This window comes from Helicobacter ailurogastricus (assembly GCF_001282945.1).
Classification (GTDB): domain Bacteria; phylum Campylobacterota; class Campylobacteria; order Campylobacterales; family Helicobacteraceae; genus Helicobacter; species Helicobacter ailurogastricus.
In genome coordinates this window covers 16519-39696 of the sequence record NZ_CDMG01000004.1, presented here as the reverse complement: position 1 = coordinate 39696, position 23178 = coordinate 16519, and the positions used below count along the sequence as shown (strand labels likewise).

At 47.1% G+C, this 23178-nt stretch carries 23 protein-coding genes; 14 read left to right on the top strand and 9 right to left on the bottom strand.

Annotated elements, in window-relative coordinates:
• Window positions 1-4: 4 nt before the first annotated feature.
• Entirely contained in the window at window positions 5-1444 is a 1440-nt protein-coding gene (locus tag HAL07_RS03200; RefSeq protein WP_053945098.1) for a peptidylprolyl isomerase, read from the bottom strand.
• Window positions 1445-1559: 115 nt separating this feature from the next.
• Here HAL07_RS03200 and HAL07_RS03195 point away from each other — a divergent pair, with 115 nt between their 5' ends.
• Genes HAL07_RS03195 through HAL07_RS03160 form a run of 8 tightly spaced genes read left to right on the top strand, consistent with a single transcriptional unit; the run spans window position 1560 to window position 10301 of the window.
• A complete protein-coding gene (locus HAL07_RS03195) occupies window positions 1560-2846 on the top strand; it encodes an adenosylmethionine--8-amino-7-oxononanoate transaminase (RefSeq protein WP_053945097.1) in 1287 nt (428 codons plus the stop codon).
• Between the two features lie 54 nt (window positions 2847-2900).
• Entirely contained in the window at window positions 2901-3626 is a 726-nt protein-coding gene (gene pyrH, locus HAL07_RS03190; RefSeq protein WP_053941496.1) for a UMP kinase, read from the top strand.
• A gap of 15 nt (window positions 3627-3641) precedes the next feature.
• A complete protein-coding gene (locus HAL07_RS03185) occupies window positions 3642-3857 on the top strand; it encodes a DNA-directed RNA polymerase subunit omega (RefSeq protein ID WP_053941495.1) in 216 nt (71 codons plus the stop codon).
• On the top strand, window positions 3844-6165 hold the full coding sequence (locus HAL07_RS03180; protein WP_053945096.1) for a RelA/SpoT family protein: 2322 nt from the start codon (window positions 3844-3846) through the stop codon (window positions 6163-6165). The genes HAL07_RS03185 and HAL07_RS03180 overlap by 14 nt, the downstream gene beginning before the upstream one ends.
• A 9-nt stretch (window positions 6166-6174) precedes the next feature.
• Complete coding sequence (tyrS, locus tag HAL07_RS03175) at window positions 6175-7377, top strand: tyrosine--tRNA ligase (protein ID WP_082346420.1); 1203 nt, start codon at window positions 6175-6177, stop codon at window positions 7375-7377.
• Between the two features lie 10 nt (window positions 7378-7387).
• Window positions 7388-8479: a nitronate monooxygenase gene (locus HAL07_RS03170; protein ID WP_053941492.1), complete on the top strand. Its 1092-nt coding sequence runs from the start codon at window positions 7388-7390 to the stop codon at window positions 8477-8479.
• Window positions 8480-8481: 2 nt separating this feature from the next.
• Window positions 8482-9552 carry an N-acetylmuramoyl-L-alanine amidase family protein gene (locus HAL07_RS03165; RefSeq protein WP_053941491.1) on the top strand — a complete coding sequence of 357 codons (1071 nt, stop codon included), beginning with the start codon at window positions 8482-8484 and terminating at the stop codon, window positions 9550-9552.
• Entirely contained in the window at window positions 9552-10301 is a 750-nt protein-coding gene (locus tag HAL07_RS03160; RefSeq protein ID WP_053945095.1) for a hypothetical protein, read from the top strand. Before HAL07_RS03165 ends, HAL07_RS03160 begins: the two co-directional genes overlap by 1 nt.
• On the opposite strand, the gene HAL07_RS03155 is transcribed toward HAL07_RS03160, so the two are convergent.
• Genes HAL07_RS03155 through HAL07_RS03135 form a run of 5 tightly spaced genes read right to left on the bottom strand, consistent with a single transcriptional unit; the run spans window position 10288 to window position 12807 of the window.
• On the bottom strand, window positions 10288-10980 hold the full coding sequence (locus HAL07_RS03155; protein WP_053945094.1) for an MqnA/MqnD/SBP family protein: 693 nt from the start codon (window positions 10978-10980) through the stop codon (window positions 10288-10290). The genes HAL07_RS03160 and HAL07_RS03155 overlap by 14 nt on opposite strands.
• Window positions 10981-11028: 48 nt before the next feature.
• Window positions 11029-11238, bottom strand: a complete 210-nt coding sequence (locus HAL07_RS03150; protein ID WP_053945093.1) for a hypothetical protein — start codon at window positions 11236-11238, stop codon at window positions 11029-11031.
• A complete protein-coding gene (locus HAL07_RS03145; RefSeq protein WP_053945092.1) occupies window positions 11235-12155 on the bottom strand; it encodes a hypothetical protein in 921 nt (306 codons plus the stop codon). The genes HAL07_RS03150 and HAL07_RS03145 overlap by 4 nt, the downstream gene beginning before the upstream one ends.
• 9 nt (window positions 12156-12164) lie before the next feature.
• Window positions 12165-12578 (bottom strand): hypothetical protein, encoded by a 414-nt coding sequence (locus tag HAL07_RS03140; protein ID WP_156295930.1) that lies wholly within the window; start codon window positions 12576-12578, stop codon window positions 12165-12167.
• Between the two features lie 34 nt (window positions 12579-12612).
• Window positions 12613-12807: a hypothetical protein gene (locus HAL07_RS03135; protein ID WP_053945090.1), complete on the bottom strand. Its 195-nt coding sequence runs from the start codon at window positions 12805-12807 to the stop codon at window positions 12613-12615.
• Between the two features lie 83 nt (window positions 12808-12890).
• Here HAL07_RS03135 and acnB point away from each other — a divergent pair, with 83 nt between their 5' ends.
• The 6 genes from acnB (at window position 12891) to HAL07_RS03105 (ending at window position 19418) form a co-directional block, all read left to right on the top strand.
• A complete protein-coding gene (gene acnB / locus HAL07_RS03130; protein WP_053945089.1) occupies window positions 12891-15449 on the top strand; it encodes a bifunctional aconitate hydratase 2/2-methylisocitrate dehydratase in 2559 nt (852 codons plus the stop codon).
• A 76-nt stretch (window positions 15450-15525) separates the two neighbouring features.
• A complete protein-coding gene (locus HAL07_RS03125) occupies window positions 15526-16185 on the top strand; it encodes an amino acid ABC transporter permease (protein ID WP_199766978.1) in 660 nt (219 codons plus the stop codon).
• Entirely contained in the window at window positions 16179-16859 is a 681-nt protein-coding gene (locus HAL07_RS03120) for an amino acid ABC transporter permease (protein ID WP_053945088.1), read from the top strand. Before HAL07_RS03125 ends, HAL07_RS03120 begins: the two co-directional genes overlap by 7 nt.
• Window positions 16860-17600 (top strand): amino acid ABC transporter ATP-binding protein, encoded by a 741-nt coding sequence (locus HAL07_RS03115; protein WP_053941484.1) that lies wholly within the window; start codon window positions 16860-16862, stop codon window positions 17598-17600. It abuts the gene before it with no gap.
• A 52-nt stretch (window positions 17601-17652) separates the two neighbouring features.
• Window positions 17653-18477 carry a cysteine ABC transporter substrate-binding protein gene (locus tag HAL07_RS03110; RefSeq protein ID WP_053941483.1) on the top strand — a complete coding sequence of 275 codons (825 nt, stop codon included), beginning with the start codon at window positions 17653-17655 and terminating at the stop codon, window positions 18475-18477.
• The gene (locus HAL07_RS03105; RefSeq protein WP_053941482.1) at window positions 18474-19418 is read left to right on the top strand and encodes a D-2-hydroxyacid dehydrogenase; all 945 of its coding nucleotides are present in this window, start codon (window positions 18474-18476) and stop codon (window positions 19416-19418) included. Before HAL07_RS03110 ends, HAL07_RS03105 begins: the two co-directional genes overlap by 4 nt.
• Here HAL07_RS03105 and HAL07_RS03100 read toward each other — a convergent pair.
• The 3 genes from HAL07_RS03100 to HAL07_RS03090 are packed head-to-tail and all read right to left on the bottom strand — an operon-like array spanning window position 19408 to window position 23139.
• The gene (locus HAL07_RS03100; RefSeq protein WP_053945087.1) at window positions 19408-20481 is read right to left on the bottom strand and encodes a phospholipase A; all 1074 of its coding nucleotides are present in this window, start codon (window positions 20479-20481) and stop codon (window positions 19408-19410) included. The two genes, HAL07_RS03105 and HAL07_RS03100, sit on opposite strands and share 11 nt — an antisense overlap.
• Entirely contained in the window at window positions 20474-21808 is a 1335-nt protein-coding gene (locus tag HAL07_RS03095) for a sodium-dependent transporter (RefSeq protein WP_053945086.1), read from the bottom strand. The genes HAL07_RS03100 and HAL07_RS03095 overlap by 8 nt, the downstream gene beginning before the upstream one ends.
• 2 nt (window positions 21809-21810) lie before the next feature.
• Window positions 21811-23139 carry a sodium-dependent transporter gene (locus HAL07_RS03090; RefSeq protein ID WP_053945085.1) on the bottom strand — a complete coding sequence of 443 codons (1329 nt, stop codon included), beginning with the start codon at window positions 23137-23139 and terminating at the stop codon, window positions 21811-21813.
• Window positions 23140-23178 lie beyond the last annotated feature (39 nt).

Below are 23178 nucleotides of genomic sequence, written 5' to 3'. Positions count from 1 at the left end.
GCTCCTACTTGGCATATAACGAAACCTTGTAGCGTTGTTTAAGCATGGCCACTAAAGCCCCATCTAGGGCTTGGGCTTTTAAATTTTGCGCCATCTGTTTTAAATAATCCGCATTGCTGATGGCGTGCTTGAAGTCTTGGGCATAGACTTTATACAACACGGCTTTAGGCCCCTCTAATAAAGTAAAGCCCTCTTTGTAGGGGTGCTTAAAGATGTAGCTCACCAACTCTTTAGAGGGTTTTTCGCCCAAATCGTGGATATTGCCCTTAAAGTCTAAGTTTAAAAGCCCTATATCGCTCCCCTTAAAGTTGGGTAGTTTTTGCAAGGCTTCTTTCTTGAGCTCCTTAATTTGCGCCTCGGTTTGTAAGATTTGGGCGATTTTAGCCCGCGCCTCTTTAAAGCTCTCAAGGGCGTTTGTGTCCTCAGCCACAAGTTTTAAAACAACCCAGCCCTCGTTGTAGGGCAAGGGCTTAAGCACTTCACCCACCCGCATGGATTTTATTTTTTGGTTGATGTCCTCAGAGTAGGGCAAACTTGTAAAAGTTGCGCTCTCTGGCTTGATCTGCCCTTTTTTTAAAGCTAGGTATTTTTGCAAAGCCTGCTCTTTGGCTGTTTCTTGGTTGTAGTCTTGGCGCACCTGCTTTAAAACCTTGCTAAACTCTTGGGGTTTGCCCTGCAAGGTGTACTGATCTTTATGTTTGTTGTAATAGTCGTTTAAAACGCTCTCTTTGGGGTTGTCTTTGACACTAATTTGCAAACTCTCTAAGGTGTAGCTCGTGGGCTTTTTATAATCTTGTTTGTGCTGATCGTAGTAGGCTTTTAGGCTCTCCTCTTTTAAAGGGATTTCTTGGGGTTCTAAAACCTCTATACGCACCCTATCTTGCAATTTTAAGGGCCACATAAAAGCCTCTTGCTCTAAAGGGGTTAGGGCTTGGGGGAAAAGGGCAGAGATTTTTTTAAGCAATAAGGTGCTTTTCACGCTGTCTTCAAAGGCACTGGGGCGGTAGTGGTTCTCCTGCAAGAGTTTTTTATATAAACCCTCATCAAAATGCCCATCTTTTTGGAAAAGCTCGCTTTTTTGAATCTCGGCCACAACCTCAGAGTCGCTCACTCCAAGCCCCAAATCGAGGGCAAGATTTTTAAGCAAAGCTTGGTTAATGAGGATGTTTAACGCGCTGCGCTCAATCCCTAGAGCTTTGATCTCTTTCTCGCTCAAGTCTTTAAAGTTGGGGATGGACTGGCTGTAAATGTCTAAAAGCTGCTTGTGTTCTCTAGCCAATTCCTCTTGTGTAATGGAGATTTGCCCCACTTTGGCCACACCCCCGCTTGCAAGCGAAAAATTATACTGCCCCCACCCAATCATGCCCGCAGCCACAAAAGCGATGGTACTGATCCAAATAGTCACCACCAAGTACTTTTTGTGCTTTTGCATCCACGAGATCATAGACCCTTACCCTTTGTTACACAATTTCGCATAAGCCTTGATTTTATAAAAAATTCACTAAAATAATTCTAAATTTTTCACCCATAATTTGAAAATGCCGATTTAGAGGATTTGCATGACAAATGACGGCTGGCACGCCTTAGATGTGAAACACATTTGGCACCCGTGTAGCCAAATGCACGATTATATAGATTTACCCTTGTTGCCCATTAAGAGCGCTAAGGGTGTGTATCTCCACGATTTTGAGGGCAATCGTTACATCGATGCGATCAGCTCGTGGTGGGTGAATCTCTTTGGGCACAACCACCCCTACATCAACCAAAAACTTAAAGAGCAAATAGACACTCTAGAGCATGTTTTATTAGCGGGCTTAACCCACCCACAGGCCATTAATTTAGCTGCTCGATTGTGCGCTCTAAGCGGGTTTGAGAAGTGCTTTTTTGCCGACAATGGCTCGGCTTGCGTAGAAGTGGCGTTAAAAATGAGTTACCATAGCCACTTGCTTGAGGGCAAACAAAAGCCCAAATTCTTATCCCTAGAAAATGGCTACCACGGCGAGACTTTGGGGGCTTTGAGCGTGGGCGCGGTGGGGCTGTATAAGGACACTTACAAAGAGCTTTTTTGCCAGCATTTGCAAACCCCAGTGCCTAAAAACGAGGCCGATGTGCCCAGAGCCTTACAAGCCTTACAAGTCCTTTTGCAAAAAGAGCATAAAAACATCAGCGCCTTTATCTTAGAGCCTTTGATTCAGTGTGCGGGCAACATGCACTTTTACAGCGCAGATTTTGTCAAACAAGCCACCAAGATGTGCCAAGCTCTAGGAGTGCATGTCATTTTTGACGAGATCGCCGTGGGCTTTGGGCGCACGGGTTCGCTTTTTGCCTTTGAGCAATGCCAAGTCAAGCCCGATTTTTTGTGTTTGTCTAAGGGCATCACGGGGGGGTATTTGCCCCTAGCGGTGGTGCTCACCACAAACAGCATTTACGAACAATTTTACGCCCCTTATGAGCAAAATAAAAGTTTTTTGCACTCGCACAGCTACACGGGCAACGCTTTAGCCTGCGCTTGTGCCAACGCCACGCTAGATTTATTCGAGCAGGGCGTTGTTGAAAAGAATAAAAAACTAAGTGCAGACATCAGCGCACACTTGCAAGAGCGACTAGGGAGCTTAAAGGGGGTTAAAAATTTGCGCGCTTGTGGCATGGTCTTTGCCTTTGAGCTGACAGGCTACAAGGGCACAAAACGCCTAAGCCTTGCGGTCTTTCAAAAGGGTTTGGAGTTGGGAATCTTATTGCGCCCTCTTGCCGACACCATTTATTTTATGCCCGCCTACACCATTACCCCACAAGAAGTTTTAGAAAGCGTGGGAGCGATGGCGCAGGTGGTGCGTGCCTTGACTTAAGGCTATTTGCTGTAAAATGGTAGCTTTTGGCATTTATAGAATCGAAGGGAGTTTATGCAAAACAAAGAGCACTCTAAAAAGCGTGTGTTGGTAAAATTTTCTGGGGAGGCTTTAGCAGGTGAAACCCACTTTGGGATCGATATACAAATTTTAAGCTACATCGCCAAAGAGATTAAAATGCTCGCCGACAACGATATAGAAGTCGGCATTGTGATCGGGGGGGGCAATATCATTAGAGGGGTGAGTGCGGCTAAGGGGGGGATCATTCGGCGTACAAGCGGGGATTACATGGGTATGTTAGCCACGGTCATCAATGCCGTGGCGATGCAAGAAGCCCTAGAGCATATGGGGCTGGATGTGCGGGTGCAAAGTGCGGTGGAAATCAAGGAAGTGTGTGAAACTTATATTTATCGCAAAGCCATTAGACACCTAGAAAAGGGGCGGATTGTGATCTTTGCGGCGGGCACGGGCAACCCCTTTTTCACCACCGACACCGCCGCCACTTTAAGGGCCATTGAGATCGGGGCAGACCTCATCGTCAAAGCCACAAAGGTGGATGGGATTTACGACAAAGACCCACATAAGTTTGAAGATGCGCAAAAAATCGATGTCATGGGCTATAATGAAGCCTTGATCGGCAACATTGAAGTGATGGACGACACCGCCATTTCTTTAGCCAAGGACAATAAATTACCCATCGTGGTCTGCAACATGTTTAAAAAAGACAATCTTTTGCATGTGATTAGGGATCAACAGGGCGTGTTTTCTATGGTGAAATAAGCAAAAAGGATATAAATGCGGACAGAAGAAATTGTGGCTAAGGCTTTGGATAAAGTCAATGGAGACCGCTACATTCTCTCTAATTTGATCTTTTCACGGGTGAAACAACTAGGCGCGGGGGTGCAGCCCCTAGTGGCGATGGACATTAAAAGCCATAAGCCCACCGATATCGCCATTTGCGAAATTGCAGAGGGGAAGATCGGTCTTGACTACATTGATGAGAGATTCTAAACCGCCCCACTATGGCAGTTTAACCGAAATCTTAGAACTCGTTAAGGACATTGCGAGCCCTAAAGGGGCGATCAGTGTGTTAAAAAACACCACAACGATCACACCTAAAATCCAAGAAGCCCTAGATTTAGCCACCCACTACCACGCAGGGCAAAAGCGCAAAGGGGGCGCACCCTACATCACCCACCCCATTTGTGTGGCGAGCATCGTGGCTTTCTGTGGGGGCGATGAGGCGATGGTTTGCGCTTCTCTCTTGCACGATGTTGTGGAGGACACGCCCTGTGGTGTTGAGGAAATTGTGGAAAAATTTGGCGAAGATGTGGCAAATTTAGTCGATGCGCTCACCAAAATCACTGAAATTCGCAAAGAAGAGCTGGCCTTTGACCCGCAAAACCCCCGCCTCGTGATCTCGGCTTTAACCTTTAGAAAAATTTTAGTCAGTGCCATTAAAGACCCTAGGGCACTGGTCGTCAAAATCAGCGACCGCCTGCACAACATCTTAACCCTAGACGCTTTGCCTCGGGATAAACAAATCCGCATCTCTAAAGAAACTTTGGCCGTCTATGCCCCCATCGCTAGTCGTCTGGGCATGTCCTCGATTAAAAACGAGCTTGAGGACAAGTGTTTTTACTACATTTACCCCCATGAATACCAAAGCATTCAAACCTATCTAGAACAGAGCAAACAAGCCCTATCGCTCAAACTAAACCAGTTTGCGAGCAAATTAGAGAAAATGTTTTTTGAAGCGGGCCTTGTGGAAACGGAGTTTCAAATCGCCACCCGCATTAAACGCCCTTACTCCATTTATCTAAAAATGCAAAGAAAAGGGGCGGTGAATAAGGACGAGATTTTAGATTTAATGGCGGTGCGGGTGTTGGTGAAAACCCCCCTAGAGTGCTATAAAATCTTAGGCATCGTGCATTTGCGCTTTAAACCCATCGTGTCGCGCTTTAAAGACCACATTGCTTTGCCTAAAGAAAACGGCTACCAAACCATACACACCACGGTTTTTGACGAGTCTTCGATCTATGAGGTCCAAATCCGCACTTTTGACATGCACTTGGGCGCGGAGTATGGCAATTCGGCACACTGGAAGTATAAGGCAGGGGGTGTGGAGAGCGAACATTTAAAGTGGTTACACAACCTCAAATACCAAAATGAAGACTCTAAAGAAAACCCCAAAGAGTTTTACGAATTGGTGCAAAGCGATGTGCTTTACCGCGAGGACATCACGGTGTTTTCGCCCAGCGGGGATAGTTACACCTTGCCTGCCGAGTCTATCGTGTTGGACTTTGCCTACATGATTCATAGCGAACTAGGCGATAAGGCCGAAACCGCCTTTGTCAATAACAAAGAGGTTAAACTAAATGTGAAGCTTAGAAGCGGGGATGTGGTGAAGATCATTAAAGGTAAAGAGAGCGCGCCACGCTTTACATGGATTAACCAGTTGCGCACCACTAGGGCGAAAAACCATTTAAAGCTCCAACAAAAGAACCGCTTTAAAGAGATCGATGCTAAGAGCATGGTGAATATCCTAAACACCATCTTTGAAACCCCCATTTTTGGCGCAGAAATCGGGGCTAAACAACACCTCACCTTTGAGAAAAAGCTTGCTGAACACGGGGTGGAGGGTAGTTTGAGCGAGGCCATTAAAAGCATAGATGGGGTGAAAAAGCTTGTCGAGCAAATCCAAGAGAAAGTCCAAGAACACCCTCGCCCACACCACAGACAAGAGCAAAAGCAATTTGGCTTTTTAATGAAAAATCTCATGCAATTTAAATTTGGGCGCATTTTGGGCTTGCCCGCTCCGCACATCGGGCTAAAAAAATGCGATTTAGACCATTTTATCGTCTATGCCAACCCCCACATACAAATCAAACAAGTGTTGTTTAACGATTGTTGCCACCCCAAAAAAGGCGATGAGATCATGGCGATCATGCCTAGCGCAAAAGATCACAAGGTCGTTGTGCATACCAAAGTTTGCAAAATTGGGTGTGCAGACCTTGATTTGGGCTTGCCGATGGTCTTTGTCGCTTGGAGCAAGAAAGAAAGAGAAATTTATAAAATCAACATTTATATAGGCAGTGCCCAAGACAGCCTTTTACAAGTCTTGGTGTTTTTAACAAAAAATGGTTGCAGCATCGTGGGGGTAACCTACGCAAGCCACGGGCAATACTCCACGAGCTGTGAAATTTTGTTCGAATACACCGCAAAAAAAGAAATCGGGGAGTTTAAGGACATCCTCACCCGCAAATATAAAGACCGCTTGATCGAATTTACGAGTACCAAAGATGCCTATCAGAATTAAAGGATCGATATGAGCGTTAAAGAAGCAATGGCAGACATCACAAGGGGCATGGGCGAGTGCATTGGCTTAGAATATTTGCAAAGCCTAGTGGATAAATTTTACGCCACAGGGGAGCGTTTTAGTGCAAAGGCAGGCTTTGACCCCACCGCCCCCGATTTGCACTTAGGGCATGCCGTGCTTTTGAATAAATTAGCCACTTTGCAAAGACACGGGGCAAGGGTGCAGTTTGTCATTGGGGATTTCACCGCCACGATTGGCGATCCTAGTGGCAAGAGCGAAACGAGAAAAACCTTAAGCTTTGAAGAAGTTTTAATCAATGCCAAAACTTACGAGCAACAGGTGTTTAAAATCTTAGACCCTGCCCTAACCGATGTGTGCTTTAATTCAAAGTGGTTGCACCCGCTAGGGGCCGATGGATTATTGGTATTGACTTCTAAATTTTCAGTGGCTAGAATGCTCGAAAGGGATGATTTTGAGAAACGCCACCGGGAGAACAGACCCATCAGCATGGTTGAGTTTATGTACCCCCTTTTGCAGGGCTACGATTCAGTGGCTTTGCAGAGCGACATTGAATTGGGGGGCAACGATCAAAAATTCAATCTCTTGGTGGGGCGGTTTTTACAAAGGGCTTATGGTTTATCTAAAGAGCAAAGCGTGCTCACCATGCCCTTGCTTGAGGGCTTAGATGGGGTGGCTAAAATGAGTAAGAGTTTGGGCAATTACATCGGGGTGAGCGAAGAGCCCAAGAGCATGTACGCCAAACTTTTAAGCATCAGCGACACGCTCATGTGGCGTTACTATGAGCTTTTAAGCGCAAAAACGAGCGCGGAGATTACAGAGCTTAAAAATGGGGTAGAAAAGGGCAACTTACACCCAAAGGCGATCAAGGAGGGCTTGGCCCTAGAGATCACTGCCCGCTTGCACTCCCAGCAGCAGGCGCAAGAGGCCAAAGCCGCTTTCGATCAAGTCTTTAGCCAAAAGCAAATCCCTAGTGACTTGGCGCAAATGGAGTTTAGCGCGGGGGTTTGGATCGCCCAAGTGCTTAAAGAAGCCGGCTTAAGCCCCTCCACTTCGCAAGCAAGGCGCGACATCAAAGCCGGAGGGGTTAGAATCGATCAAGAAGTGCTTTTAGATGAGCAATTTTGTTTTTCCGCCGGCACCTATGTGGTGCAAGTGGGCAAGCGAAAGTTCATTAAAGCCATCATCCACTAAAGCAGGACACATGATTTCCACATTAAAACCGCTCAAAATTGGCAAACACACCATCCAATACCCCATTTTTCAAGGGGGTATGGGTGTGGGGATTAGTTGGGATGAATTGGCCGGCAGTGCCGCGAAAGAGGGGGTGCTTGGCGTGATTTCAGCGGTGGGCACGGGCTATTACAAAAACATGCGCTTTGTTGAAAAGATCGTGGCCAAAAAGCCCTTTGAAGCCTTGAATTTCTACTCCAAACAAGCCCTAATAGAGATTTTTAAAAACGCCCGTAAAATTTGCGGGTCTAAACCCTTGGGGGCAAATATTTTACACGCCATCAATGAGTACGGGCGAGTCGTTAGAGACGCTTGCGAGGCGGGGGCGAATGTCATCATCACGGGGGCGGGCTTGCCCACGAACATGCCCGAATTTACAAAGGACTTTCCCAATGTCGCGCTAATCCCTATCATCTCCTCAGTTAAAGCCTTGCACATCATTTGCAAGCGCTGGAGCGCGCGCTATCAAAAAATCCCGGATGCTGTGATTGTGGAGGGCCCTTTAAGCGGAGGGCATCAGGGCTTTAAATACGAGGATTGCTTTAAAGAAGAGTTTCAGCTGGAAAACTTGGTCCCGGGCATTGTAGAGGCCGCCAAAGAGTGGGGAGACATTCCCATCATCGCCGCCGGGGGCATTTGGGACAGGAAGGACATAGACACCATGCTAAGTTTGGGGGCTAGTGGTGTGCAAATGGCGACTCGATTTTTAGGCACAAAAGAGTGCGATGCGAAAGTCTATGCCGAGATTTTGCCCGCCCTTAAAAAAGAGGACATTTTGCTCATCAAATCCCCTGTGGGTTACCCGGCCCGCGCGATCAACACGGGGGTTTTAGAGCGCATCAAAGAGGGCAACGCCCCCAAGATCGCTTGTGTGAGTAATTGCGTGGGGCCTTGCAACCGGGGCGAGGAGGCCCGCAATGTGGGCTATTGCATCGCCGATGGGCTGGGACGCGCGCATCAGGGCAACCGTGCCGAAGGCTTGTACTTCACCGGAGCAAATGGATACCGCATTGATAAAATCATCAGTGTCCATGAACTTGTGCAAGAGCTGACCCAAGGCTAAGGGTGCGCTTCTTTTTCCTCTGTCTTTTCCTAGCTACGCTAGGCGCGCACCCTCTTAAAATTATCGATGTTGTCCCCTTTGGCGTGAGCTCTTTTCGCATCACTTTTAACAAGCCCATTAATCGCCATGTTTTTAAAGAGATCCGCATTTCTCACTTTAAAGCCTTGTTGCAGGTGAAGGCCCAGCTCGTCCCTGCGCCCAAAAACTACCGCTTTGCCAACAAAACCGCCATTAAAATCGCCCAGCACAAGCACACGCAAATTTGGATCAGCTGGAATAAGAACACCACCTTCAACTATAAAATCTCGCATAACTATTTATATATTTTCATCCAAACCCACCCCCTCGTGCGCCAAAATGTGCGGGCTTTAGAGTCCAACCCCAAGGAATTGAAACAATTTAAAATCGTGATCGATCCCGGGCATGGCGGGCATGATTGCGGGGCACTTGGGGCAAATCAGGTGTGTGAAAAGCGCATAGTGCTAGCCGTGGCTAAAGACCTGCAACAAGAATTGCAAAAGCGCGGCTACAAAGTCTTTATGACTCGCAACCACGATGTCTATATCAGTTTAAAAGCCCGCACGGAATTTGCCAACGACAAAAACGCCGATTTGTTCCTCTCCATCCACGCCAATTCCATCCCCAAAAACGCCACCACAAACCCCGAGGGCATAGAAACTTATTTTCTCTCCACCGCCAGAAGTGAGCGGGCGCGCAAAGTCGCCGAGCAAGAAAACCAAGACGATGTCAAGGTCATGGATTACTTTTCTAAGCTCTCGTTTTTAAACTCTCTCAACTCCCAAAGACTCATCATCTCTAATAAGCTCGCCATTGATGTGCAATTTGGGATTTTAAGCAAGTTGCGCCAGCACTATAAAGGCGTGGTCGATGGGGGAGTGAGAGAAGGTCCGTTTTGGGTGCTTGTGGGGGCTTTAATGCCCTCAATCCTCATTGAGATCGGCTACAACTCCAATCCCAAAGAGTCTAAGCGCATCCAAGACAAACGCTACGAGCAGTGGCTGGCTAAAGGGATTGCCGATGGCGTGCAAAGTTTCATTAGCAAAAACTATTGATGAAAAAAATCAACCCCTACCAAATGGCGCTTTCGTCTCTTTTCTTTGTACTCTTTGTCATCACGGCTTTAGCCCTGCTGTGCGCCACTTTTAGCAGCAGCTTTGCGCAATTCTTTAGCATCTTAAATCAGGGCTTTTATCAACCCTTGGTCTTTGTGTTTTGCCTGTGTGGGGCGGTTGTGTCTTTAATGTCTTTAATCCGCTCTGTGTGGCGTAAAGAGCGGGCCTTAGTCGCTAAAATTGTGGCTTTAATAAGCTGTGGGTTTTTTTCTTATCTGTGCTTGCACCCCCTAACACCAAGCCCCCTAGAGGGGTTTTTACTTTCCTTATTCTTTTTTATTGCCTTTGTGGTTTTGGGGCTGGGGCGCTTTTTACTCAAATGGCAGGAAACCCCCTTAGCGCAAGCTCTGCTCTTTTTTGCTCCATCGCTCAACACTTGCTTGTTTTTCCTCTTCGCTTTAGGGCTACAAAGCTACCTTTTAGACTCTAGCTGGCTGGCTTTGGGGGATTTTTCTCTCTTTTGTTTGGGGCTGGTGTGGTTGCTCTACTTGCTTGCCAAACGCCCTCATTGCTTTGGGCTTTACGAATACACGAATTTATGGGTCTTGGGGGTGGGGATTTTGGTTTTTCTTTTGAGCGCGCACACCCTCTTTCAAGCCGAGCGGTGCAGCCAAGCCCGATTAGCCTTTTATGTGCTCGGGGTCTTAAGCTGGCTTATGGAATTGATGTTTCGCCCTAAAAACGCTTAGGCCTAGCGGCCCTTTTTAGGCGCACTTGGCGGTAAAAACAGCGCAAAGAAAACTCTTCTTTGGCCCTGATGCGATAAAGGATGTGCTTTAAATAGTGCAAAATTTGCACCCGCGTAAGTTGGCTCTTTTGCGCCCTTTGCTTTAAGATGTAATGCGGGATTTTCATAGGTCTTTTGTAAAAGGCTTTTGCCATTTTTTGGTAAAACGCCCCATGCGCTTGGTAGCAAAAACGCCCAAAGACAAAGGGCAAGCCGGTTTTAGCGTGCCACAGCGCAGCTAAATCCACAAAGCCGCTCTTGGGCTGTGGTTTATAATAAAAACGCAAAGCCTTATCCCCGATTAAAACTTGCCCTTTTAGCCCTAAAACTTCACAAAGGGCGTTAGAGGTCGCCGATTGCGTGTCCATCCCCTCACCTTGCAACGCCACGAGCACGCTCAACACTTGCTTATTGCCGATGATGCCACATGGAGTGGCCTGTTTTTTGCGCCATGCTGTGTAGCCGGCAATGGAAGAGATGAAGCCCGCATCGATGCGGCGCAAGAGAAAGTCTTTATTCAATTTAGAGGGGTAGGTCTTTCTGTGGTTTAAGAATTGTTTAAAGCTAGAGGGGGTGGGATAGCCTTTAATGAAAACATCAAAGGGGAGCAAATTTAAATAATCAATCTTACCAAAACGCATGCTAAACCTTTTTATCCCATTCTACCCAAAAGCCCACGCTTAAACCCTTCAATCCTCTTTGTATTCATAGACGATGGGCAGGGGATGCCAATCTTTCACGCCATCCCCACAAGCCCCCTGCCCAAAAAAGATCTCTAGCCATTCTTGCTGTTCTCCATAATCTTTTAAAGCGGGGCAACTGGGTGCAATGCTACAAAACTTGTCTCCAAGATAAGTTGCTCCGTCCCAACAACCCCCGTATTCACCGCTACGGGTCAAGGCGTTATAAACCTCTTGAATCCACGCGATTTTTGCGCGGTTGTCCTTGAGACAATGGGCTTTCGGATCAGAGGCTCTATGTAATAATTATCGTAAGTCCATTTGCTCTGTGTGGGCACTAGGTGGAGGGTCGCGTTTTTGAGCATTTGGGGCAAGTTTTTCACGATCTCTAGGCTGTGCTTGTAGGCGCGCATTTCGCTGCTAAGACTCTTGCCATTATCAGTGGCTAAAAGGATGTAGAGTTGCTTAGCATGGGGGTTTTTGGAGCGCAAAGTGATGATACTAGACTTGGGGATGCGATCAAAGAGGGTGTTAAAATCATGGGTGTAATAGCGATCACTGGCTTCTTTTGCCCATTGGATACTTTTTGTCATCTCTTGAAGAGCTTGCTTGGGTCCAAAAGCGCGCTCAAGGCGGATGGCAAAACTCAAGTTTTGATCTAAAAGCCATGTGCTGTAGGTGGGGGTTTGTTGCCCATAAAATTCAGCGTCATGCGCTAGTGCATAATCCTTGATGGTGGCGATCTGAAAATTGGTCCCGGGTAGGGGCTTTAAGGATAAAAGAGCCACATGCATAGGAATGAACGCATCATCTTCATCGTTATATTGACTCTCACTCATTCTTTCGTTGAAGAGGTGTTTGATTTTAGGGGGCGTAGCAGCTAGAGCGCGCGCCTCTTGCATACGCGCTTGGATCAAGGCTTTTTGTTTGGGTGTGGCGCGCTTTAAAAAATCCTCAACAGCATAAACTTTGTCGCTCTTGCTATTAGCTACAACGGTGAAAATTTTCTCTTTGTTTTGCAAAATACGCACATTAAACGTGCTGTCTAAACGGGTCATCTCTAAGAGGTCTGCATCGCTTAAATCCGCACTTCTTAAGAGAGCAAAAGCGCATACGCATAACCAGACAAGACGCATCAGACTCCTTTAGTGGATTTCATAAAATAAAGGCAAATAGGGACCAATGCCCTCTAACAAGCCCAGTTCGGACGCTACACCTACATTCTCTTGGATGCGATCCAAAAAGGGCTCTTTTAGAGGGTCTATACTCACATTTTGCAGACCTAACTTCAAGAGCGCGAGTTTTTTTAGCGTGCTAGCAGTGATGTGCAAGCCTTTGAGGTAGGCGGCTGCATCAAAGGAGTCGTCCTCCTGCCCCTCCTCGTCTGCAAATGCGCCCAACAACACCAGATACACCCGCGCGTTTTTAAGCCTATCTGCTAGCTTAGAAACCAACTTTTCATTTAACCCTCCCTTCACAATCAAGACAAACTCCTTAGAGGCATGTTCGGATAGAGGCTCTAGGGTGATGACATTGTTATAGGGTAATGTCTTGATCAAGGTCTTAAAATCTTTGCTGTGTTTGGTGAAAAAATTATGTTTGATGGCTAGGCGGCGCATGCTGGATTTTCGTGTGGCGATCTTGCACCAAGAGAGCTTGAAAGGGGAGGGGGGCGTGCAAGCGCACTTGTTTTAGAATTTCAAATTGGGTGTTAAAATCTAGGGGGTCAGCCAAGAGGATTTGGTAAGCTAGACAGGCTAGAGGAAGCGTTTTAACTAGATTAGACATCAGACCATCCTTAAGGCCATGCACTCTACAAGTGTTTCAAATTATTATATACTATGACCGACATTATTTTATCAAGGAGTTGTATGCAAACATTCATCCAAGAATACCAAGTCGCCCTGCAAGAAAGGGCAAAAGAAAATATTCCCCCTCTGCCCTTAAGCGCGAAGCAGGTTAAAAGTGTGGTGGAGATTTTAATGCACTCTCAAAGCAACGAGGAATGCGCTTTTGTCAAGGATTTATTGATTCAGCGCGTGAGCCCGGGCGTGGATGAGGGCGCGCAGGTCAAGGCTGAGTTTCTAGGCAAAGTGGCATTGAAAAAATGCGCGTGTCCGCACTTTAGCCCCCTTGAGGCGGTGCGCTATTTGGGCACGATGCTAGGCGGTTATAATGTCAGCCCGTTGATCGAGGCACTGCAAAGCACAGATACAGAGGTCGCCAAAGAGGCGTGCAAGGCGTTAAAATCCACGCTCTTGGTCTATAACTCTTTTGAAACCATCGCTAACTTAAGTAAGAGCAATGCCCTAGCCAAAGAGGTTTTAGAGTCGTGGGCTAATGCCGAGTGGTTTTTGAATAAACCCGCCCTGCCCGAAAAGCTGGAGTTGTGCGTACTCAAAATTGATGGGGAGACCAATACGGACGATTTGAGTCCGGCTAGTGATGCCTTTACCCGTAGCGACATCCCCCTACACGCCAACGCGATGCTCAAAAACCGCATTGAAAACACTGCTGAAAGGCTAGAAAAAGCCAAATCTAAGGGCGTGCCGGTGGTGTATGTGGGCGATGTTGTGGGCACGGGCAGTTCGCGTAAGAGCGCGACTAACTCCATCATGTGGCATTTTGGACAAGATATTCCCTATGTGCCCAATAAGCGCACGGGGAGCGTGGTGATCGGAGGGGTCATTGCCCCGATTTTCTTTGCCACTTGTGAAGATAGCGGCGCGTTGCCCCTAGTTGCCGATGTAAAAGACTTGCACGAGGGCGACATTATCCAGGTCTATCCTTACAAGGGTGAGATTCACAAGCAGGGACAGGTGGTGAGTCGCTTTAATTTAGAGCCCACCACCCTAGCTGATGAGTTTAGGGCAGGGGGGCGTATTGCGCTGATTATCGGGCGGGGCTTAACCAACAAAGCCCGTAAGTTTTTGGGCTTAGGGGCTTCTAGCGTCTTTGCTAGCCCAAAGCAACCCCTTGATAGCAACAAAGGCTACACCCTAGCGCAAAAAATGGTTGGCAGGGCTTGTGGCGTGGCGGGTGTGCGCCCCGGGGCTTATTGCGAACCCATCACCACTACTGTGGGCAGTCAAGACACCACGGGGGCGATGACCAGAGATGAGGTCAAAGAACTTGCCAGTCTTAGTTTTGAAGCCGATTTTGTCTTGCAATCTTTCTGCCACACAGCCGCCTACCCTAAACCCGCCGATGTGCGTTTGCAAGCCACTTTACCCCAGTTTTTCACCAGCCGGGGGGGCGTGGCACTCAAACCTAAAGATGGCATCATCCACTCTTGGCTTAATCGCATGGGCTTGCCCGATACACTAGGCACGGGGGGGGATAGCCATACGCGTTTCCCCATTGGGATTAGTTTCCCTGCTGGGAGTGGTTTAGTGGCTTTTGCTGCGGTTACAGGCACCATGCCCTTAAACATGCCCGAGTCTGTGTTGGTGCGTTTTAAGGGGCAAATGCAACCGGGGATCACTTTAAGAGACTTAGTCAATGCCATCCCCTACTACGCCATTAAGCAGGGCTTGCTCACTGTGGAGAAAAAAGGCAAGAAAAATATCTTCAATGGCAAGATTTTAGAGATCGAGGGCTTGGGCAACATTAAAATTGAGCAGGCTTTTGAGTTTAGCGATGCGAGCGCGGAGAGGAGTGCCGCCGCTTGCACCGTGCGACTCAATAAAGAGCCCATCATTGAATATTTGAGCTCAAACATTCAACTCATCGAGCAAATGATAGAAAGTGGCTACGAGCACAAAGAAACCCTCAAAAGGCGGGCGCAAAAAATGCAAGAGTGGATTGATAACCCCGTGCTATTAGAGCCCGATCCAGATGCGGAGTACGCCGCGGTGATTGAGATTGATTTAAACGAGATTAAAGAGCCTATTCTGGCATGCCCTAATGACCCTGACGATGTGGCGACTTTAAGCGAGGTGCTCAATAACCCCAAACGCCCTCAAAAGATTGATGAGGTCTTCATCGGCAGTTGTATGACAAATATCGGGCACTTTAGAGCCTTTGGCGAGATTGTCAAGGGGGCAGGGGCGACACCGATCCGCCTTTGGGTGGTGCCACCCACAAAAATGGACGAGCAACAGCTGGTGAAAGAAGGTTACTTTGCGATTTTTGGGGCAGCAGGGGCGCGCACCGAAGTGCCCGGCTGTAGCTTGTGCATGGGCAATCAGGCAAGGGTGCGGGACAATGCTGTGGTGTTTTCCACTTCCACGCGTAATTTTGACAACCGCATGGGCAAGGGGGCACAGGTGTATTTAGGCAGTGCCGAGCTTGGGGCGGTGTGTGCGCTCCTTGGCAAAATCCCCACACCCAAAGAGTATTTAGACCTCGTGGCGGATAAACTAAACGCCCGCAAGGACGAGATTTATCGCTACATGAATTTCCACTTAATGGAGAAAATGGCGCTCTAGGCTTTAAGCCTAGCCTTAGCTTATTTCTCTAAGATAGGGGCTTTTAGCAGACTTTAAGTTTGCGGAAGGTTAAGGCTTGGATTTGGATTGGCAGTTTATGCGCCACGCTTTGCCCCTATTTGGGCGTGGGCTTGCTCTCACTTTAGAGATTTCCTTTTTTGGCATTTTAGGGGCAACTCTTTTAGGCTTTGGCGTGGCTTTGTGTCTGTTCTTTAAGCCTAAAGTTTTATGTGGGCTAGCAAAGGGCTACACCGAGTTGGCTAGAAACACCCCCCTACTCATCCAGCTTTTCTTTTTATACTACGGCTTGCACGAGGTGGGGTTCTCTTTTAGCGCGTTGGTCTGTGCTGTGCTAGGCGTGGTCTTTCTAGGGGGGGCTTACATGGCTGAGAGTTTTTTACTAGGCTTCAAGGCTTTAAATAGGGTGCAACTGGAAAGTTCTTTAAGTTTGGGGCTTAGTAAATGGCAAAGTTTGCTGTTTGTGCTCTTGCCCCAAAGTTTGGCAATTTCTCTGCCCTCACTAGGGGCGAATGTGATTTTCTTACTCAAGGAAACTTCTGTGGTGAGTGCCATCGCTCTAGCGGATTTAATGTTTGTAGCGAAGGATTTGATCGGCATTTACTACAAGACTAATGAGGCATTGGTTTTATTGGTGCTCTCTTACTTGGTGGTGCTCTTGCCCTTAAGTGGTCTGTTTGTTTTTTTAGAAAAACACTACAAGAAGAAGACATGCTAGAGGTTTTAAATCTTTTTAATGCCGATAACTTAGCTCGCCTGAGCGAGGGGCTAGCCACGACTTTAAGCCTAGCCTTGATTTCTATTGCTTTATCCATAGTAGGGGGGGTGATTTTAGGGGTTTGCATGGCTTTTGGGGGGCGCGTTATAAGACTCTTGTGTCGGCTGTATTTGGAGGCAGTGCGGATTGTCCCGCTCTTGGTGTGGCTGTTTATTGTGTATTTTGGGTTTGCATCCGTGCTGGATTTACATATAGAGGCGTTTATGGCAGGGGTCGTGGTCTTTAGCTTGTGGGGCGTGGCGGAGATGATGGATTTAACAAGAGGGGCTTTAACTTCCATCCCTAAACACCAAAGCCAAAGCGCCACCGCCCTAGGGCTAAAACCCTTGCAGACGACTTTATATATTTTATTCCCCCAAGCCTTTTTAGCCCTATTGCCTGCAAGCGTGAATTTATTCACTCGCATGATCAAAACCACCGCTTTGATCTCATTAATCGGGGCGATCGACTTACTCAAGGTAGGGCAACAAATTATAGAGGTGCATTTAATCAACATGCCCCATGCCAGCTTTTTTGTCTATGGGCTGATTTTTATCCTTTACTTTGCGCTGTGCTACCCCCTATCTTACCTAAGCCAATACTTAGAGAAAAAATACCAACACAATAGAGGCTAAATGGCAATTTTGCAAACCATGAACTTACAAAAACGCTATGGCGATCATATGGTGTTAAAAGGCATTGATTTTAGCTTAGAAAAAGGGGAGGCGGTGGTGATCTTGGGGGCTAGTGGGTGTGGCAAGAGTACATTTTTGAGGTGCTTGAATGGACTAGAAGAGATTCAAGAGGGGCAAATCCTCTTTAATGGGGAGCAGATAGAGCACAGCAAGGATTGGACGCAAGTGCGCCAAAAGATTGGCATGGTCTTTCAAAATTACGAACTCTTTCCCCATTTAAGCGTGTTGCAAAATATCTTATTAGCCCCCATGAAGGTGCAAAAGCGCGCTAAAAGCGAGGTTACCGAGCAAGCGCACACACTTTTAAAGCGGGTGGGTTTGGCGCATAAAATGCAAGCCTACCCTAGAGAGCTTAGTGGGGGGCAAAAGCAAAGGGTCGCCATTGTTAGGGCCTTGTGCATGCAACCTGAAGTGATGCTTTTTGACGAGGTTACCGCTTCGCTAGACCCTGAAATGGTTAAAGAGGTGCTAGAAGTCATTTTAGAGCTAGCAGACGAGGGCATGAGCATGGTGGTGGTCACGCACGAAATGAAGTTTGCTAGAAAAGTGGCGCATCGGGTGGTGTTTTTTGATGAAGGCTTGCTCGTAGAGCAAGCTAACCCCCAAGAGTTTTTTGAAAATCCACAATCGCAGCGCGCCCGTAAATTCCTAGATGTTTTCCACTTTTTAGGGGGCTGTTAATTTTTTGTTGCTATGCTGTGGGTTTTGGGGGATTTTATTTAAAGGAGGTTTTGTGCGTCTATTCAAAGTTTTTGGCCTAGTTTTTGCGGCGATCTTGGGCTTTGCGGGTTGCTCAGATCACAAGGCAAAAGCCGATGAGGGCAGTTTAGCCAGCATTAAAGAGCGGGGGGTGTTAAAAGTGGGGGTGTTTAGCGACAAGCCCCCCTTTGGGTATATGGACAGCAAGGGGCAGTTTCAAGGCTTTGATGTTTATATCGCTAGGCGGTTGGCAAAGGATTTATTAGGCGATGCTAAGAAAATCCAGTTCATCCCCGTAGAGGCGGCCGCACGGGTGGAGTTTTTAAAGGCAAATAAAGTGGATGTCATCATGGCAAACTTCACCAAAACCAAAGAGCGGGCCGAAGTGGTGGATTTTGCCAAACCTTACATGAAAGTCGCTTTGGGCGTGGTGTCTAAAGATGGGGTCGTTAAGAGCGTTGAGGATTTAAAGGGCAAACCCTTGATCGTGAATAAAGGCACAACGGCGGATTTTTACTTTTCTAAACACTATCCTAATATTTCCCTGCTCAAATACGACCAAAACACCGAGACCTTTTTAGCCCTAAAAGACGATCGAGGGCCTGCGCTAGCCCACGACAACACTTTACTATTCGCATGGGTGAAAAAGAACCCCGAGTTTAAGGTGGGCATTCCAAGTCTTGGCGATCAGGATGTGATTGCCCCGGCGGTCAAAAAGGGGCATAAGGAGCTCTTAGAGTGGCTCAACAACGAGATAGACAAACTCACCAAAGAGGGCTTTATGAAGGAGGCTTACAACGCCACCTTAAAACCTGTGTATGGAGACAGCATCGATCCTAGCATGGTGATTTTCCAATGAAGCCCCTAGCCGTTTTTTTAGAAGCGCACTCTTTGGGGCGCAAAAATAAGTTAGACGCTTTGGGTGAATTTGTGGAGTTGGTGTCCTACCCGGGCACACCGCAGGATTTGGTGCTTGAGAGGTGCAAAGATGCCGAGATTGTGATTTTAAACAAGGTGCAGATGAGCGGGGACACTTTAAGAAAATTGCCTAAGCTTAAATGCATTTGCATCACGGCTACGGGCATGAACATGATTGATTTAGAAGTGGCAAAAGAACTTGGCATTGCCATTAAAAATGTGGTGGGCTACTCCACGCACAGCGTCACCATGCACACTTTCGCTCTGGCTTTTACCCTGCTTTCCAACATGCCCTATTACGATCGCTACTGCAAGAGCGGGGAGTATTGCAAGAGTGAGATTTTCACCCATTTTAATAAGGATCTAATGTCCTTAGAAAATAAAGAGTGGGGGATCATTGGGCTTGGCAACATTGGTAAAAATGTGGCCAGGATTGCTGTAAGCTTTGGCGCGCATGTGAGCTACACTTCCACGAGCGGGCGCAACAACGACAGTACCTACCCGCAAAAACCCCTAGAAGCTTTGCTAAAAGAAAGCGATGTGATCTCTATCCACGCTCCCCTCAATGCCCAAACGCACAATCTCATAGACAGCCAAGAGTTAAAGCTTTTAAAAGAAAAGGCCATTTTAATCAATGTCGGGCGGGGGGGAATAGTGAATGAAGAGGCGGTGGCAAAAGAGCTAGAGGTACAGGATTTTTACTACGCCACCGATGTGTTGGAGCAAGAGCCCATGCGTGCCAACCACCCCTTTTTAAACCCCGCAATCCAAAATAAGCTGTTGATCACCCCCCACATTGCGTGGGGCTATGGCGACACCATTAAAAAGCTCATCATTGCCACCATTGACAATGTCAAGGATTACTTAAAAACTAGGGGTTGAGGCGGATACCCACCCCAAAGCGGTTAGAGAAGACATCGTACTCGTAGAGTCCATCGCCGTAGCCATTGAAATACTGCATATAAAACCCCACGAAACGATTGATCCTAAAGGTGTAGCCCAAGCGGATCGCCCCATGCCAATCCTTAAACTCCCAATAGCGCGTGAAAAGGTCGTAAATACGCATTTCAAAGTGGTGGCGGCCCCGGCGGTATTCAAGCCAAGCGTTTCCATAGCCCATATAATCGATGAGATTGGGGTTGGATTGGTTGTAGGGGATGTAGGGCCAGTAAGCAACATTGAGTTTAAGCCCGCCTTTTTGCCACACCAAGTGAAACACAGGGCGCTGCCCGGCGCTCACTGAGCGGCACCCTCCATCAAGCCCCCCCGCCTGAACAATGACTTGCTTATTCTCTTCTGTAATATGAACGGGTGTTCCAGGAAAGGGCCCAAGGGCATTGCCGTCGCGATAGGGCTGGAAGCACTGCCTACCCCCGATGCCATTAGAAATGTGTTGCCAACCGATCCAAAACTCCGTAAAATTCCCCAACTTCTCTGTAAAAAAGGGGATTTTGAGCGGATATATATAGATGAGCTCGGGCATGTAATTGACCATGCGCATGGGCGCGCTTTGGGGGTTGTTGTAAATTTGAAACCAGTTGGTTTGGGTGTAGGCTAAATAGAGTGTCCCCCTTGTGTAAAGAAAATTGCGAATCACGGGGACTTTAAAGCTGATTTGGAATTTAAAATCCACGGGTTGGTAGCGGTTAATGTCGGGGTGGTACCACTGGTAAATGGGGGTGAAGCTGTAATACATGGGCAAAAAATAAGTCCCCCGATATTCCATGATGTCTAAATATTTTTTAGCAAAGTCTATAAAGACATTGTGTTTTTTGGGCTTTCTAGGGGCAACCTCCCAGCTGTTTTTAAAGCCGTAATACCAAGGTTTATAAAAATCTTGATAGGTGGTGGTGGCGATGCCCTTGTTGTTGATCTGTGCGGGGCTTAGGCGGTTATCGGCCTTGAGCGTGCCTAGCAAGCCGAGCAATAAAAAGATTTTACGCATTTTTCTTAAACTGCAAGATGAGGATTAAAAGTACCGCTACGGGCGCGACAAAGCGCACACTGAAAAACCACAACAAAAACCAAAACCGACTTAAAAAGCGCTTGCTTGACTTGTAGATACGCTTTTTATCCATGAAATAGCCCAAAAATATGAGAGAAAACAAGCCCCCCAGTGGCATTAAAAACACCGAAGTGCTCCAATTTGCCCAATCAAAGACATTCTTACCCCAAAAGGTTAAAGCCCGGCTAAAGTCCTTATGCATGGATAAAATCACCAACAAGCCTAAAAGATAGGTGAAAAACCCCACAAGGTAACAAGCCTTAACGCGGCTATGTTTGAAGTGGTTTGTGAGATAAAGCACAGTGGGCTCTAAGAGCGAAACCGTGGAGGTGATGCCCGCAAAAATCAAGGCTAGAAAAAAGAAAACAGCCACGACAGAGCCGGCTAAACCCATTTGGTGGAAAACCAAGGGCAAGGAGATCAACACCAGCCCTACACCCTGAGAGGGTTCGCCATGGAATTTAAAAATGAAGGTAAAGATCATCAGCCCGGCGATTAAAGAAATGGCAATTCCGGGCAACACGACCCATAAAGAGCTGCCTAAAAGGTTTTCATTAGACTTTGTGAAAGCGGCGTAAGTGGTGATGGTACCCACGCCCAAACTCAAAGAAAAAAACATTTGCCCCAAAGCGTCCATCAAGACCCCAAGGGTGATTTTAGAGCTGTCAAAAGCAAACATATAATGCCAAGCCTTAGAAAAACTAGGCATGCTCATGGCATAAAAAAGCAAACCAATGAATACAAGAAACAACAAGGGCATCAGCCACAGGCTCAGGCGCTCAATCCCCTCTTTAATTCCCCGCGATACAATCCACACCGTGAGCCACAACCACACACTAAAGCCCACAATCTGCCAAAATAAATCCTCTGAGCTTAAATGTGTAAAAAGGGCTTGGGAAGCTTTCAGCGAAGGGGGCAGAGCAAAACTCACCTTGATCAAATAGAACAACACCCAACCCAAAACCACGGTGTAAAAAGACAAAATGATGGGACCGCCCAGCAAGAAAAGCGCGCTCAAATTCCAAAGCTTTTTATGCCGCGTGTTTAGGTGTTGGTAGCAAGAAACCATGTCTTTACGCCCCAAATTGCCAATGAGCATGTCTGTCAAGAGCATCGCCACACCAAGTGTTAGAGTTAAACCCAAATAGAGCAAAACAAACGCCCCACCGCCGTGCTCGCCAGCCATATAGGGGAAACGCCAAATGTGGCCTAAGCCTATTGAGCTGCCCAGAGTGGCTAGGATAAAGCCAAGTTTAGAAAATCCCATCTCTACCCTTGCATGATCTTCACCGCCCAAATCACTAAAATCACTAAGGGGGCGATGAACCTTACTAAAAAGAGCCAAAAGGCAAAAAGGCCATCGCTTAAGAAGTGGGAGGTGATTTGGTGCAACTTTTCCCTGTCAATGACCCAACCCACAAAGAGCACAGACACCAACCCACCCAGAGGCATTAAAACCGATGTGGTGAAAAAATCTGCCAAATCAAACAAGTTCCTATGGAAGATACTTAAATGGGGCTTGTAGATTTTATTCAGAGAAAAAACAAGAATCACGCCCAAAATGTAGATGGCTAAAGTCGTGAGCCAAGTCGCCTTAGGGCGGGAGTAGTCGTGATCGATGAGATACTGCACGGGCGGCTCTAAGAGCGCGATGGTGGAGGTGATCCCTGCAAAGGCCAAAGCGCACAAGAATAGAATAAAAACCACACTCCCTATCCAGCCCATTTTATAAAAGACCACGGGCAAGGACACAAAGATGAGCCCTGCCCCTTCAGTGGGGCTATCGCCATACTCAAACACAAAAGTAAAAATCATCAAGCCCGCCACAAGGGAGATTACAATCCCGGGCACGACCACCCAAAATGCGCTCTGCAAGAGATTTTGCTTAGGATCAGTCGAAGAGGCATAGGAGATGTTGATGCCAATGCCAATGCTTAAGGCAAAGAAAACCTGCCCTAAGGCATTCATAAGAACCTTGTGGTTGATGTCAGCCAAGCGCACCCCAAACATAAAATTAACGGCTTGCTTAAAAGAGGGTTGTGTGCTCGCATAAAAAAGCAGGCCAAAAAAGATGATGAAAAGCAAGGGCATTAAAACGAAGTTTAATTTTTCAATCCCATCTCTAACCCCCCTTGAGACAATCCAAGCGGTGAGAAAGAGCGTCACACTCAAACCCGCAATTTGTTTGCCTAAAGAGTTTTCTAAATCCAATAAAATTTGCTTAGAGGCGTGTATGTCAGCGGGCAGGCTAAAACTCACTCCCACCAAATAGCAAAACACCCAGCCTAAGACAATCGCATAAAAAGACAAAATGAGAGGACCCGTAAAGAGTACAAGTCCTGCACATTTCCATTTTTTGGATCTTTGGGGGCTAAGTTGCTCAAAAGCCGAGGCGACATCGGTTTGCGTACTTTGGCCAATCACCATTTCGGCGATGAGCATGGCCAGCCCCACAGTGAGAGCAAGCACCAAGAACAAGAGTACAAACCCGCCCCCTCCACTTGTACCAGCCATATAGGGGAAACGCCAAATATGCCCTAAACCTATCGAGCTGCCCAAAGCTGCTAGGATAAAGCCTAACTTTGAAAAGTTATTCACCGTTTTCTCCTTGGCTAAAATTGGAAAAGAAAAATCGAT

Bases quoted from the DNA above. Each gene is read 5' to 3' on its own strand.
- HAL07_RS03200 (WP_053945098.1), bottom strand. From the start codon at position 1,444: ATGATCTCGTGGATGCAAAAGCACAAAAAGTACTTGGTGGTGACTATT.
- HAL07_RS03195 (WP_053945097.1), top strand. From the start codon at position 1,560: ATGACAAATGACGGCTGGCACGCCTTAGATGTGAAACACATTTGGCAC.
- pyrH (WP_053941496.1), top strand. From the start codon at position 2,901: ATGCAAAACAAAGAGCACTCTAAAAAGCGTGTGTTGGTAAAATTTTCT.
- HAL07_RS03185 (WP_053941495.1), top strand. From the start codon at position 3,642: ATGCGGACAGAAGAAATTGTGGCTAAGGCTTTGGATAAAGTCAATGGA.
- HAL07_RS03180 (WP_053945096.1), top strand. From the start codon at position 3,844: ATGAGAGATTCTAAACCGCCCCACTATGGCAGTTTAACCGAAATCTTA.
- tyrS (WP_082346420.1), top strand. From the start codon at position 6,175: ATGAGCGTTAAAGAAGCAATGGCAGACATCACAAGGGGCATGGGCGAG.
- HAL07_RS03170 (WP_053941492.1), top strand. From the start codon at position 7,388: ATGATTTCCACATTAAAACCGCTCAAAATTGGCAAACACACCATCCAA.
- HAL07_RS03160 (WP_053945095.1), top strand. From the start codon at position 9,552: ATGAAAAAAATCAACCCCTACCAAATGGCGCTTTCGTCTCTTTTCTTT.
- HAL07_RS03155 (WP_053945094.1), bottom strand. From the start codon at position 10,980: ATGCGTTTTGGTAAGATTGATTATTTAAATTTGCTCCCCTTTGATGTT.
- HAL07_RS03145 (WP_053945092.1), bottom strand. From the start codon at position 12,155: ATGCGTCTTGTCTGGTTATGCGTATGCGCTTTTGCTCTCTTAAGAAGT.
- HAL07_RS03135 (WP_053945090.1), bottom strand. From the start codon at position 12,807: ATGTCTAATCTAGTTAAAACGCTTCCTCTAGCCTGTCTAGCTTACCAA.
- acnB (WP_053945089.1), top strand. From the start codon at position 12,891: ATGCAAACATTCATCCAAGAATACCAAGTCGCCCTGCAAGAAAGGGCA.
- HAL07_RS03120 (WP_053945088.1), top strand. From the start codon at position 16,179: ATGCTAGAGGTTTTAAATCTTTTTAATGCCGATAACTTAGCTCGCCTG.
- HAL07_RS03115 (WP_053941484.1), top strand. From the start codon at position 16,860: ATGGCAATTTTGCAAACCATGAACTTACAAAAACGCTATGGCGATCAT.
- HAL07_RS03105 (WP_053941482.1), top strand. From the start codon at position 18,474: ATGAAGCCCCTAGCCGTTTTTTTAGAAGCGCACTCTTTGGGGCGCAAA.
- HAL07_RS03100 (WP_053945087.1), bottom strand. From the start codon at position 20,481: ATGCGTAAAATCTTTTTATTGCTCGGCTTGCTAGGCACGCTCAAGGCC.
- HAL07_RS03095 (WP_053945086.1), bottom strand. From the start codon at position 21,808: ATGGGATTTTCTAAACTTGGCTTTATCCTAGCCACTCTGGGCAGCTCA.